Source organism: Mycobacterium sp. IDR2000157661, from assembly GCF_022317005.1.
Lineage (GTDB): Bacteria > Actinomycetota > Actinomycetes > Mycobacteriales > Mycobacteriaceae > Mycobacterium.
Genome location: NZ_CP081006.1, coordinates 4,794,349 through 4,806,675, shown reverse-complemented (window position 1 = coordinate 4,806,675; position 12,327 = coordinate 4,794,349). Strand labels below are relative to the sequence as shown.

Here is a 12,327-nt window from a genome sequence, read left to right as displayed (position 1 = left end):
CTCCAGACTGTGACCGTCCGCCATGGCCCAGGCCCGGATCGCGTCCGGGTCGCCGTCGTATACGGCGGACGCAGCTCCGAACACGCGATCTCCTGTGTTTCGGCAGGCAGCATTCTGCGCAACCTCGATCCGCAGCGGTTCGATGTCGTCGCGGTGGGCATCACACCCGACGGGTCCTGGATGCTGACCAACGCACAGCCCGAAACGCTGGCGATCACCGACGGCCGGTTGCCGGAGGTGACCTCGGCTTCGGGCACCGAACTCGCCCTGGCCGCCGACCCGACCCGCCGCGGCCAGCTCCTGTCGCTCGACCGGGGCGCCGGTGATCTGCTCGCGTCGGTGGACGTGGTTTTTCCCGTGCTGCACGGACCGTACGGCGAGGACGGCACCATCCAGGGCCTGCTTGAACTGGCCGGCGTGCCCTACGTCGGGGCCGGGGTGCTGGCCAGCGCTGCCGGCATGGACAAGGAGTTCACCAAGAAGCTGCTCGCCGCCGCCGGGTTGCCGATCGGTGCGCATGCGGTGTTGCGGCCGCGCCAGGACACCCTGGATCCTGCGGCCCGCGAGCGCCTGGGACTACCGGTGTTCGTCAAACCCGCGCGGGGCGGCTCCTCGATCGGGGTCAGCAGGGTCACCGCGTGGGACCAGCTGCCGATGGCCATCGAGCAGGCGCGCAGGCACGACCCGAAGGTGATCGTCGAGGCCGCAGTCCCGGGCCGGGAACTCGAGTGCGGTGTCCTGGAGTTTCCCGACGGCAGGATCGAAGCCAGCACGGTCGGCGAGATCCGCGTGGCCGGGATCCGCGGCCGCGAAGACGGGTTCTATGACTTCGCGACGAAGTATCTCGAGGACGCCGCCGAACTCGATGTGCCCGCCAAGGTGGACGACGACATCGCCGATGCAGTGCGGAGCCTGGCGATCCGCGCCTTCACCGCCATCGACTGCCAGGGCCTGGCCCGCGTCGACTTCTTCCTCACCGACGACGGTCCGGTGATCAACGAGATCAACACCATGCCCGGCTTCACCACGATCTCGATGTACCCACGGATGTGGGCGGCCAGCGGCCTGGACTACCCGACCCTGCTGGCCACGATGGTCGAGACCGCCCTGCAGCGAGGCACCGGCCTGCGGTAGCGAGGCGGCTCATCCGACCGGCGCCGGGTCGATCGGCTCGCCGGGCAAGACCTCCTCGATCGCGGCGGAAACCTTCTGGATAGGAGTGGGTCCGGAGTTCGGCGGCAGGGTCAGCGCAACGTATACCGGGCGATCGACCGCGTACCAGGTGCTGCGGGAGCCACCGGGTTCGGCGATCCGGAACCACTGCACACGGTCCACCGATTGCAGTGCAGCCCCCACGACGAACTCGGCAGGCCGGTCCAGCCCGCAGCGCAGCACGATGGGTTCGCCGCCGTCGTCGGCCCGCCACGCCGCCGTACCCGGTGGGGCGGGGTCGAGGATCGGCACACGTGTCGCATCACCGACATCCTCGGGCAGGGCGGCGACCAGGGCGTCGCACTCGGCACTCTCGGCTTGCGGGGCCGGCACCGCGGTGAGTGGCACCGCCGACGGACCCGGTTGGCGCAGCACCGCGAACGCCAGGACCCCGACGAGCGCGCCGACCGCCACCACGACCGCGGCGATGAGCACCGCCCGCGGCGGGCTGTCGCCGGAGTCGGTCTGCACGGGACAACTCTAGGGATGCGCTCCGTTGGCGATCGGGCAGGTCAGCGTACGGGTGATGCCGGTCACCTGTTGCACGGTCGGGACGACCGCGGCGGTCAGATCCTCGATCGAGTCAGCGCCGATGCGAACCACCACGTCGTAGGGTCCCGTCACGTAATCCGCCGACAGCACCCCCGGCAGTGCGGCGAGTTGTGCGGCGATGACCTCGGCCCGGCCCACTTCCGTCTGGATCAGCATGAAAGCCTCGACCACGCGTTGATCCTCCCTACCGGTGCATAGACTCCTCGCCGTAGGGGGTTAACGTACCGCAGGTCCGGCCGGTGTTCAGGCCACTCGTGCGCGCGGCACTGCGCCTGCCGACGCGTGCGACAGGAGGTGACGATGGCGACCGACGACGAGCTCGAGACCCTGGCGCAGGTGGGCGAATTCGGGGTGATCGACCGCCTGGTCGCGCGCCGCAGCCAGCCGGCCGCCGTCGCGTTGGGGCCGGGGGACGATGCCGCCGTGGTGTACGCCGCCGACGGCAGGACCGTGGTGTCGACCGACATGCTGGTCGCAGATCGGCATTTCCGGTTGGACTGGTCGACACCATTCGACGTGGGCCGCAAGGCGATTGCGCAGAATGCCGCCGACATCGAGGCGATGGGCGCACGCACCACCGCCTTCGTCGTCGCCTTCGGTGCGCCTGCGAATACGGCCGCAGCGCAGGCCACCGAATTGGCCGACGGCATGTGGCACGAAGCCGAAACCGTCGGTGCGGGAATCGTCGGCGGCGATCTGGTCAGCGCGCCACAATGGGTGATCTCGGTGACCGCGCTCGGCGACCTGGGCGGCCGTGATCCGGTGCGGCGCAACGGCGCACGGCCGGGTGACACCGTCGCCATGGTAGGGGAGCCGGGCCGATCCGCCGCCGGATATGCGTTGTGGTGCAAGGGCATCGGCGGTTTCGACGGACTGCGTCGCCGTCATCTCGTGCCTGAGCCCCCGTACGGTCAGGGCCTCGTCGCCGCCGACGCCGGCGCTACGGCGATGACCGATGTGTCCGACGGTCTGCTCGCCGACCTCGGCCACATCGCCGAGGCGTCCGGTGTCCGCATCGACCTGTCGGGTGCGGCGCTCACCGGCGACCGCGACGCCGTCGCCGACGCGGCGGCCACCCTCGGCGCCGACCCGTGGGACTGGGTGCTCGGCGGTGGTGAGGACCACTCGCTGGTCGCCACCTTCCCCGGTCGGCTGCCCGTCGGCTGGCGTGCGATCGGGCGGATCCTCGACGGGGCGCCGGAAGTGCTGTTCGACGGCGCGGTTTGGCAGGGCGATCCCGGCTGGCAGTCGTTCGACTAGCTAGGGTGGCCAACCATGACTGCACGGCCGTTGCACGAACTTGTCGACGAGGGTTGGGCACGTGCGCTGCAGCCGGTGGCCGATCAGGTCGCCCAGATGGGGGAGTTCCTGCGCGGGGAACTCGCCGCCGGCAACGGCTACCTGCCCGCCGGTCAGAACGTCTTGCGCGCCTTCACATTTCCATTGGATCGGGTACGTGTGCTCATTGTCGGTCAGGATCCCTATCCGACGCCGGGTCACGCCGTCGGTCTGAGCTTTTCGGTGGCGCCCGAGGTGCGCCCCTTGCCGCGGAGCCTGGAGAACATCTTCAAGGAGTACGGGTCCGATCTGGGGCATCCGGTGCCGACGACCGGTGACCTCACCCCGTGGGCCGAGCGCGGCGTGATGCTGCTCAACAGGGTGCTCACCGTGCGCCCCGGCAATCCGGCGTCGCATCGCGGCAAGGGTTGGGAAGCCGTCACCGAGTGCGCGATCCGGGCGCTGGTCGCCAGGCGGCAGCCGTTGGTCGCGGTGCTGTGGGGGCGCGACGCCTCGACGCTCAAACCCATGCTCGACGGCGGGGAGTGCGTGGCGATCGAGTCGCCGCACCCGTCGCCGCTGTCGGCGTCTCGCGGGTTCTTCGGATCACGGCCGTTCAGCCGGGCGAACGGGCTGCTCGAGAAGATGGGCGCCGAGCCGATCGACTGGCGTCTCCCGTAGTCGTAGCAAGCTATCCCACGCCGGGGATCGGTGGCGGAGACGGTATCGGCGGCGGCGACGGAATCGGCGGGGGTGAGGGGATTGGCGGCGGCGACGGCACGTCGGGCGCCGGGACCTCAACGGTGGCCTCACCCTCGGTCGTGCCCGGCGGTGGTGCGGTGGCGGCCGGCGCGCTGGTCTCGACCGTCGTCTCCACCGACGTGGTCACCTCGGTCGTGGTCACTGTCGTCGTCGTGGTGGTGTCCTCGTCGGCCGCGTCGTCATTGCCGCAGCCGACGAGAACCCAACCCGCGGCCAGGCCGGTCGACAGCGCGAGCACGGTGGATCGGGAAGCGGCGCATGTCGTCGTGACCCGTGCGTTACCCGACCGCGCCTGCTGCGAAACGACGCGCCGACCGGCCGCTGCAAGATCAGGGTGCGGGACTGACCGTCACCTCGGGCACCTCGACATCGGGAACAGTCGGCTCCGGGATGTCGACGTCGGGCGACGGAACCGTGATGGTGCCCTCGTTGTCGGTGGTTTGCGTCGTCTCTGTCGTGGTTGTCTCAGTGGTGCCGGCTTCATCGTCGCCGCAAGCGACCAGGAACCCGGTGGCCAGAACCCCGGACACCCCGATCAACACCGGACGCAGCAATGCGGAATACCTCATGAATACAACCTGTCCTCTCCGCCGGGACAATTGCCCGGTCGCGGGACGAGGTACCCGCGCGCAGCGCGCCTATACGACCGACGGGCGATCAATCAGCCGCGGCCGACCTTGCCGGCCTTGATGCACGAGGTGCAGACGTTCATGCGCTGCTTGTTGCCGCCGGGGCGGGTCACGGCGCGCACGCTCTGGATGTTGGGGTCCCACCGGCGGCTGGTCCGGCGATGGGAGTGCGACACCGACTTACCGAAGCCGGGTGCCTTCCCGCAGATATCGCACACGGCAGCCATATGCTCCAACTCCTCAGATCAGTTCGGGGGTGGGCCGTCCGCAGCGACGGGGGCGCGGCTCGACCGACAACCTGACCAGGATACCGGCAGCGGCGACGATCGCCAAAAACGCACACGTGGCCGCAAGACGCTGTCCACAGTGCCAATGGTCCCGGGGGTCGCTGTCGGCTGCACTGGCTAAGCTGGCGCGCACGGCGGCTTGCCGAGCGCGTAGTTGTTGGAGGTCAGGCATGTCGGCTCGACGGCTGGACGCCTCTGCGTTGCGCGACTGGGCGCACACCGCAGTCGGTGACCTCATCACCCACACCGACGAGATCAACCGCCTCAACGTCTTTCCGGTCGCCGACGCCGATACCGGCACCAACATGCTGTTCACCATGCGTTCGGCGTGGGCGCAGGCCGATGCGGCCTCGGCCGGCGATGACGTCGTGGCGGTGGCCGCCGCGCTCGCCCGCGGGGCGCTGCAGGGCGCGCGCGGCAACTCCGGGGTCATCCTGTCCCAGATCCTGCGGGCTCTGGCCGACGTCACCGCCGAAGTCGCCGCTGACCGCACAGTGCTCGCCGACGTCGACGGTCCGCTGTTCGCCGCCGCGCTCCGCCACGCCGTGGGCCTCGTGGTGACCTCGATGGGCGAGGCCGTTCCCGGCACCATCGTCACCGTGCTGCAGGAGGCGGCGTCGGCCGCCGAGCACGCCGCGGCCGACGGTGCCGAGCTGGTCGACGTGCTGCACGCAGGCGCCGAGTCCGCGGCCTGCGCTCTCGACCGGACAACCGATCAGCTCGACGCGCTCGCCGAGGCCGGCGTGGTGGACGCAGGTGGCCGCGGGCTGCTGGTACTGCTGGACGCGATGAGCACCACGCTGATCGGGCACGCGCCGCGCCGGCCGGAGTACACCCCGGCGCGCCTGCCCGAGACGGGCGGGCGAGCCGCGTCGGCGGCGGCGCCACAGTTCGAGGTGATGTACCTGTTGACCGGCTGCGACGCGGCCGGCGTGGAGACGCTGCGCACCGAGCTCGACCGGCTGGGCGAATCGGTTGCGATCGCCGCGGCCGCGGACGGGGCCGGGCAGTACTCGGTTCACGTCCATGCCGACGACGCCGGCGCGGCGGTGGAGGTGGGGCTCGCCTTCGGCACACCGAGCCGGATCCAGGTCACCGCATTGACGGGCACCGCGGCGAACCGGCCGGCCGGGGGATGGGCGCGCGATCGCGCAGTGCTTGCTGTGGTCGACGGTGCTGGTGCCGACGAGCTGTTCGCGGGCGAGGGCGCACATGTGCTGCGGCTCAGCCCGGACGCTCCCGTGAGCGCCAAACAGCTGCTGCATGCACTGGTCACCGCGGGAGCCGCGCAGGTGATGGTGCTGCCGAACGGGTACGTCGCCGCCGAGGAGCTGGTGGCCGGATGCACCGCCGCCGGCGCGTGGGGCATCGACGTGGTGCCGGTGCCCGCTGCGTCGATGGTCCAGGGGTTGGCGGCGCTGGCGGTTCACGACGGTGAGCGACAGGCCGTCGACGACGCGTACACGATGGCCAGGGCCGCGGCCGCGGCCCGGCACGGCTCGGTGCGGGTCGCCACCGAAGAGGCGCTCACCTGGGCCGGGACCTGCAAACCGGGTGACGGCCTCGGCATCTCGGGTGACGAGGTGCTGATCGTCGGTGACGACATCGTCGCTGCGGCCGCCGGTTTGATCGACCTGCTGCTGGCCGCAGGCGGCGAACTGGTGACCGTGCTGACCGGCGAGGGGGTCGAGGACGGCGTCGCGGCGGCGCTGCAGGACCATGTCCACCGGCGGCACCTGGCCACGGAGTTGGTGACCTATCACACCGGCCACCGCGGTGACTCGCTGCTGATCGGGGTGGAGTAGACGTGGCAGTGCTGACCGACCGTCTCGACTATGTGCTCGGCAAGAAGGCCGCGGACCCACTGGCCGAAGACTTCGGCATTCTCACTGTCAACGACCTGCTGCGCTATTTTCCCCGCAAATACAGCGACGAGATGACCGTCGCCGACGAGGGCGACCGCCTCGCCGAAGGCGAGCACGTCACGTTCATCGACACCATCGCCAAGGCGGAGGCCAGATGGACGAAACGCCAACCCTCGCGCGAGTTTCTGGTCGTCACGCTGCGGGACCGGCGGCCCAAGGTCACCGCGACGTTCTTCAACCCGAAGTATCTGAAGAAGTCGCTGCGAGAGGGCGTCAAGGTGATGCTCTCCGGGGAGGTCGGCTACTTCAAGGGCACGATGCAGCTGACCCATCCGGCGTTTCTGGTCCTTCACGACAGCGGGAAGGTCGAGGGCTCGAAGTCGCTGAAGACCATCGCGCAGGCATCCGGAGCGACCGGGGCCGACCTGCTCACGGCGTTCGAGCGGGAGTTCTTTCCCATCTATGCCGCCAACAAGAGGGTGCAGAGCTGGGACATCTACGCCTGCGTGCGCCAGGTGCTCGACGTGCTCGACCCGATTCCCGAGCCACTACCGGAAACCTTTCTGCGGCAGCATCACCTGATCGACGAAGACACGGCGCTGCGAACCGTCCACACCGCCGAGCGGGCCGCCGAACGAGACGCGGCGATCGCCCGGCTGACCTTCGACGAAGCGATCGGAATGCAGTGGGCGTTGGTGGGTCGGCGGCACAGTGAGCTAAGCGAGTCCGGACCGATCGCACAGCGTCGCGACGACGGCCTGGTGGGGGCGCTGCGCGAGCGGTTGCCGTTCGAGTTGACCTCGGGTCAGCACGAGGTCCTCGATGTCATCTCCGCCGAACTGTCCGCGCCGCGGCCGATGAACCGCATGCTGCAGGGTGAGGTGGGTTCGGGCAAGACCATCGTTTCGGTGTTCGCGATGCTGCAGATGGTCGACGCGGGGTATCAGTGCGCGCTGCTCGCGCCCACCGAAGTCCTGGCTGCCCAGCATGCCCGGTCGATTCGCGACGTCCTCGGGCCGTTGGCCATGGCCGGTCAACTGGAGGGGGTCGACGGAGCCACCCGGGTCGCCCTGCTGACCGGATCGATGTCGGCGCAGCAGAAACGGGCGGTGCGCGACGAGGTGGCCGGCGGAGAAGCCGGCATCGTCATCGGCACGCACGCGCTGCTGCAGGATGCCGTGGAGTTCCACCGTCTCGGCATGGTCGTCGTCGACGAGCAACACCGCTTCGGCGTGGAGCAACGAGATCGCTTGCGCAGCAAGGCGCCCGAGGGTGTCACACCGCATCTGTTGGTGATGACCGCCACGCCGATACCACGCACGGTCGCGCTCACATACTACGGCGACCTGGAAACCTCCACGCTGCGCGAACTGCCGCGCGGCCGTCAGCCGATCGCCACCAACGCCGTCTTCGTCAACGAGAAGCGGTCGTGGTTGGACCGGGCATGGCAGCGCATCACCGAAGAAGTGCGAGAAGGCCGGCAGGCCTATGTCGTCGCATCGCGCATCGACGAGAACGACAAGGCTTCCGATGACGACAAGAAGACGGGTGGGCCTCCGCCGGTCACCGTCGTCGAGCTGTTCGACCGGCTCAGCCGGGGTCCGCTGTCGGGCCTGCGCCTGGGTCTGATGCACGGTCGGCTGCCCGCTGACGAGAAAGACGCGGTGATGGCGGCTTTCCGCGCGCGGGAAATCGACGTGCTGGTATGCACCACGGTGATCGAGGTCGGCGTCGACGTCCCCAACGCGACCGTGATGCTGGTGATGGACGCCGACCGGTTCGGTATCAGTCAGCTGCATCAGTTGCGCGGTCGCATCGGCCGCGGTCAGCATCCCAGCCTGTGCCTGCTGGTCACCAGGCTGCCGCAGGAGTCAAGGGCCGGTGCGAGGTTGACCGCGGTGGCGTCGACCCTCGACGGGTTCAAGCTCGCCGATCTCGACCTCAAGGAGCGCCAGGAGGGGGATGTGTTGGGCCTCAACCAGTCTGGTCGCGCCTTCACGCTGCGCTTCCTGTCGCTGTCCGAGCATCTCGACGTCATCCTGGCCGCGCGAGAGCTCTGCGAATCGCTTTACGAGCACGATCCCATCAATGCGGGCATGGCAGTGTTGGCGGCGCCGTTCGTCGACTCCGACCGGGTCGAGTTCCTGGACAAGGCATGAACCGCAAGCATCTGCTCTGGCTGGCCGCGGTCGTCGTCATCGCGGTGGTGGTGGCCGTCCAGACCGTCACATCGGCGGGCGAGCGGTCGGAGTTCATCGCAGGCGCCGACATCCCCACCGTCGCACCCGGAGTCGATGTGCTCGCCGGCGTCGCCGTCGTGCCGATGCGCATCCGAGGGTACGACTACCGGCGGGCTGCGTTCGGAGACAGCTGGACCGATGACACCACCGCGCCGGGTGGACACAACGGCTGTGACACCCGAAACGACATCCTCGACCGCGATCTCGTCGACAAGACGTACGTGTCCATCAGTCGGTGTCCGCGGGCGGTGGCCACCGGAACCCTGCACGATCCGTACACCAACCTCACCATCCCGTTCACCCGCGGCGCCCAGACCGGAGCGGCCGTGCAGATCGAGCACATCGTGCCGCTGGCGTACGCCTGGGACCAGGGCGCCCGAAACTGGACCGACGAGATGCGGGTGCGGTTCGCCAACGATCCCGCGAACCTGCTGGCGGTGCAGGGAGAGGTCAACCAGGACAAGGGCGATGCGGAGCCCGCGGTGTGGATGCCGCCCAACGCCGCGTTCCATTGCCAGTACGCGATCCAGTTCATCGAGGTGTTGCGGGGCTACCGCCTGCCCGTGGACGCCCCCTCGGTGCCGGCTTTGCGGAATGCCGCGTCTACCTGCCCGACCGGGTAGGGCTCACGGCGCCGAGTGTGGGGGATTGTGTCGCCAAACCGGCCGGAAACCGTCGACGACCCCCACACAGTCGGCCACGAAAGCTCAGCCGCCCGTGTACGTTTCGGGGTCCGGGCGAAATCGGGTGCCCTCATCGAGTCCGTTGAGTGAGGCCATCTGGTCGTCGGAGAGCTCGAAGTCGAACACCTGGAGATTGGACTGGAGTCGCTCGGGGGACTTCGAACGGGCGATCACCGCGTTGCCCAGTTGCAGGTTCCACCGGATCAGCACCTGCGCCGGCGTTCTGCCATGGGCTTCGGCGACCGCCGTAACGGTCGGGTTGTCCAGCAGTCGCCCGACGCCCAGGGGGCCGTACGCCTGGGTGACGATGCCGTAGCCGGCGTTGACTTCGCGCAACTCGGCTTGGTTGAGCAGCGGGTGCAGCTCGATCTGGTTCACCGCGGGTGTGAAGAACGACAGGTCGATGACGTTCGACAGATGCTCGGCGTTGAAGTTGCACACGCCGATCGACTTGGTCTCGCCGACCTCTTTGCGCTTCATCAACCCGCCCCAGCTGTCGACGTACTTGCCGTGGTCGCCGCCGGGCCAGTGGATGAGGTAGAGGTCGACGTAGTCGAGGCCGAGCCGCTGCAGGCTGGCCTTGAGGGCGTCTTGTGACGCCTGGAAACCCAGATCCGGGATGTTGAGCTTGGTGGTGACGAAGATGTCGTCGCGCGGCACGCCGGAGGCCTTGATGGCGCGGCCGACAGCCTCCTCGTTGCCATAGGCGGCGGCGGTGTCGATGAGCCGGTAGCCGGCCGCCAACGCGGCCGACACCGCCTCTTCGGTCTCGGCGTCCGACAGTTCGCCGACCCCGAGCCCGAGCGCCGGGATGGAGTGGTCGTCGTTGAGCGTGACGGTTGGTATGCCAGCCGCGGAGGTCATGTCACCTACCCTGTGAACTCGAATTTCCGGGGGTCGGGTCCCATGCGCGTGCCGTCACCGAGCGACGAGACGGACGCCATGTCCTGCTCGCTCAGTTCGAAATCGAACACGTCGAAGTTGCTCACAATTCGTTCGGGGGTCACCGACTTCGGGATGACTATATTGCCGAGTTGGATATGCCACCTAATCAACACCTGTGCGGGCGTTTTGCCGTGGGCATCGGCAACCGACGTCACTGTGTCGTTCGACAGCAGGGAACCCTGACCCAGCGGGCTCCAGGCCTCGGTTGCGATGCCGAGTTGAGCGTGCACCTCGCGCAGTTCCTCCTGTTGCAGCAGTGGATGCAGCTCGATCTGGTTGACCGACGGGACGATGCCGGTGGCGTCGACCACCATCCGCAGGTGCTCGGGCTCGAAGTTGCTCACGCCGATCGAGCGGATGCGGCCCTGGTCGCGTAGGTGTGCAAAGGCCTTGAACGTTTCGATGAACTTGTTGGTCGCCGGCATCGGCCAGTGAATGAGATAGAGGTCGAGGCGTTCCAGCCCCAACCGCTGCATGCTCTTGTCGAACGCGGTCAGCGTGCTGTCATAGCCCTGATCGGCGTTCCACAGCTTGGTGGTGATGTAGACCTCGTCGCGGGCGAGGCTGGAGTCGGCGGCGTTCCTCAACGCGGCGCCGACCTCGCGCTCGTTGCCGTACGCTGCGGCCGTGTCGATATGGCGGTAACCGGCGCTCAGGGCCGTCGCCACCGCGCGCTCGGTCTCCTCGGGCGGCGTCTGCCAGACGCCGAGCCCCACCTGGGGGATCGAATTGTCGTCGTTGAGCGTGATCGAGGGAGATGCCATGACCCAGAGTCTGCCAGCACAGGTCTCGTGGAGCCCGAGTCGCAGGGACGTCGTCGTCAACGCCGCCGCGGGACTCACCCTGCGCGCGCTGCCCCACATCCCCAAGCCCGTCAAGCGGCTGCTGGCCGGCGGCCGCTCGGTCACCATCGACGGCAACACACTGGACACGACCCTGCAGCTGATGCTCACCGGCCAGCGCATGACCGGGATCGACGGCCTGGTCAACGGCGACGACGTGGCCGCGGCGCGGGGTCAGCTCGAGGCGCTCGCCGCCGGTTTCAAGAAGTACATCCCGGTCGATGCGGTGACCGATCTGTCGATACCCGGGCCCGCCGGCGACATCCGCGCGCGTCACTACCGGCCCGTAGTGGGCCACGGCCCGCTGCTGGTCTTCTTCCACGGTGGCGGCCAGGTCATCGGCAGCATCGAGACCCACGACGATCTGTGCCGGGAGATCTGCCGGCGCGGGCGCATGCACGTGTTGTCGGTCGACTACCGGCTGGCTCCCGAGCATCCGGCACCCGCGGGCACCGACGACGCCTACGCCGCCTTCCGGTGGGCCCACGAGCACGCCGCCGAACTGGGCGCGGACCCCGATCGGGTAGCGGTGGGCGGTGACAGCGCGGGCGGCAACCAGGCGACGCTCGTCGCGCACCGGGCGCGAAGCGGGGGGCCGGCGCCTGCGCTGCAAGTGCTGCTGTACCCGGTCACCAACTACCGCGACGAGACGCGGTCGCAGACGCTGTTCGCCGACGGCTACTTCCTGACCCGCGACGACCTGGACTGGTTCCGCGGCAAGTACCTCAGTGGAGAGATCGGGCCCGACGACCCACGGGTGTCCCCGCTGCTGTCCGACGACCTGTCGGGCTTGCCGCCTGCGCTGGTGGTCACCGCCGGCTTCGACCCGCTGCGCGACGAGGGCAGGGAGTACGCCGACGCAATGCGGGCGGCGGGCGTGGCGGTCGACCACCGCGAGTTCGGGTCGCTGATCCATGGTTTCGCGAACTTCTTCCCGTTCGGCGGGGACAGCACCACCGCGATGGCCGAGGTGATCTCGGCGATGCGCGCCCATCTCAGCGGCGGTCCGTAACCGGTCAGGACGTCGCCGGT

At 68.9% G+C, this 12,327-nt stretch carries 14 protein-coding genes; 7 read left to right on the top strand and 7 right to left on the bottom strand.

The annotated features are described in order from the left end of the window. Positions 1–9: 9 nt before the first annotated feature. Entirely contained in the window at positions 10–1,134 is a 1,125-nt protein-coding gene (locus tag K3G64_RS24630) for a D-alanine--D-alanine ligase family protein (RefSeq protein WP_238888182.1), read from the top strand. Positions 1,135–1,143: 9 nt separating this feature from the next. Here K3G64_RS24630 and K3G64_RS24625 read toward each other — a convergent pair whose 3' ends face one another. Further along, a complete protein-coding gene (locus K3G64_RS24625) occupies positions 1,144–1,683 on the bottom strand; it encodes a DUF3515 domain-containing protein (protein ID WP_238888180.1) in 540 nt (179 codons plus the stop codon). 9 nt (positions 1,684–1,692) lie between these two features. Further along, the gene (locus K3G64_RS24620; protein ID WP_238888178.1) at positions 1,693–1,935 is read right to left on the bottom strand and encodes an Lrp/AsnC family transcriptional regulator; all 243 of its coding nucleotides are present in this window, start codon (positions 1,933–1,935) and stop codon (positions 1,693–1,695) included. Between the two features lie 129 nt (positions 1,936–2,064). Here K3G64_RS24620 and K3G64_RS24615 point away from each other — a divergent pair, with 129 nt between their 5' ends. Both K3G64_RS24615 and K3G64_RS24610 read left to right on the top strand, forming a co-directional pair. Then, on the top strand, positions 2,065–3,024 hold the full coding sequence (locus tag K3G64_RS24615) for a thiamine-phosphate kinase (protein WP_238888176.1): 960 nt from the start codon (positions 2,065–2,067) through the stop codon (positions 3,022–3,024). Between the two features lie 15 nt (positions 3,025–3,039). Continuing rightward, on the top strand, positions 3,040–3,723 hold the full coding sequence (locus K3G64_RS24610; RefSeq protein ID WP_238888175.1) for a uracil-DNA glycosylase: 684 nt from the start codon (positions 3,040–3,042) through the stop codon (positions 3,721–3,723). A gap of 10 nt (positions 3,724–3,733) precedes the next feature. Here the strand turns inward: K3G64_RS24610 and K3G64_RS24605 are convergent, their stop codons facing one another. The 3 genes from K3G64_RS24605 to rpmB all read right to left on the bottom strand — a co-directional run bounded on the left by K3G64_RS24605 (position 3,734) and on the right by rpmB (position 4,660). Further along, complete coding sequence (locus K3G64_RS24605; protein ID WP_238888166.1) at positions 3,734–4,042, bottom strand: hypothetical protein; 309 nt, start codon at positions 4,040–4,042, stop codon at positions 3,734–3,736. Between the two features lie 91 nt (positions 4,043–4,133). Further along, a complete protein-coding gene (locus tag K3G64_RS24600) occupies positions 4,134–4,373 on the bottom strand; it encodes a hypothetical protein (protein ID WP_238888157.1) in 240 nt (79 codons plus the stop codon). A gap of 92 nt (positions 4,374–4,465) precedes the next feature. Next, a complete protein-coding gene (rpmB, locus tag K3G64_RS24595; protein WP_238888155.1) occupies positions 4,466–4,660 on the bottom strand; it encodes a 50S ribosomal protein L28 in 195 nt (64 codons plus the stop codon). 230 nt (positions 4,661–4,890) lie between these two features. On the opposite strand from rpmB, the gene K3G64_RS24590 reads away from it, so the two are divergent. Genes K3G64_RS24590 through K3G64_RS24580 form a run of 3 tightly spaced genes read left to right on the top strand, consistent with a single transcriptional unit; the run spans position 4,891 to position 9,448 of the window. Then, positions 4,891–6,525: a DAK2 domain-containing protein gene (locus tag K3G64_RS24590; RefSeq protein ID WP_238888153.1), complete on the top strand. Its 1,635-nt coding sequence runs from the start codon at positions 4,891–4,893 to the stop codon at positions 6,523–6,525. A 2-nt stretch (positions 6,526–6,527) separates the two neighbouring features. Then, positions 6,528–8,744, top strand: a complete 2,217-nt coding sequence (gene recG, locus K3G64_RS24585) for an ATP-dependent DNA helicase RecG (protein WP_238888151.1) — start codon at positions 6,528–6,530, stop codon at positions 8,742–8,744. Further along, a complete protein-coding gene (locus K3G64_RS24580; protein ID WP_238888150.1) occupies positions 8,741–9,448 on the top strand; it encodes an HNH endonuclease family protein in 708 nt (235 codons plus the stop codon). The genes recG and K3G64_RS24580 overlap by 4 nt, the downstream gene beginning before the upstream one ends. An 84-nt stretch (positions 9,449–9,532) precedes the next feature. Here K3G64_RS24580 and K3G64_RS24575 read toward each other — a convergent pair whose 3' ends face one another. Then, a complete protein-coding gene (locus K3G64_RS24575) occupies positions 9,533–10,372 on the bottom strand; it encodes an aldo/keto reductase (RefSeq protein ID WP_238888148.1) in 840 nt (279 codons plus the stop codon). Positions 10,373–10,377: 5 nt separating this feature from the next. Continuing rightward, on the bottom strand, positions 10,378–11,217 hold the full coding sequence (locus K3G64_RS24570) for an aldo/keto reductase (protein ID WP_238888147.1): 840 nt from the start codon (positions 11,215–11,217) through the stop codon (positions 10,378–10,380). Here K3G64_RS24570 and K3G64_RS24565 point away from each other — a divergent pair. Next, positions 11,216–12,307, top strand: coding sequence for an alpha/beta hydrolase (locus tag K3G64_RS24565; RefSeq protein WP_238888145.1), 1,092 nt, complete (start codon positions 11,216–11,218; stop codon positions 12,305–12,307). The two genes, K3G64_RS24570 and K3G64_RS24565, sit on opposite strands and share 2 nt — an antisense overlap. The last annotated feature ends 20 nt before the right edge of the window (positions 12,308–12,327 follow it).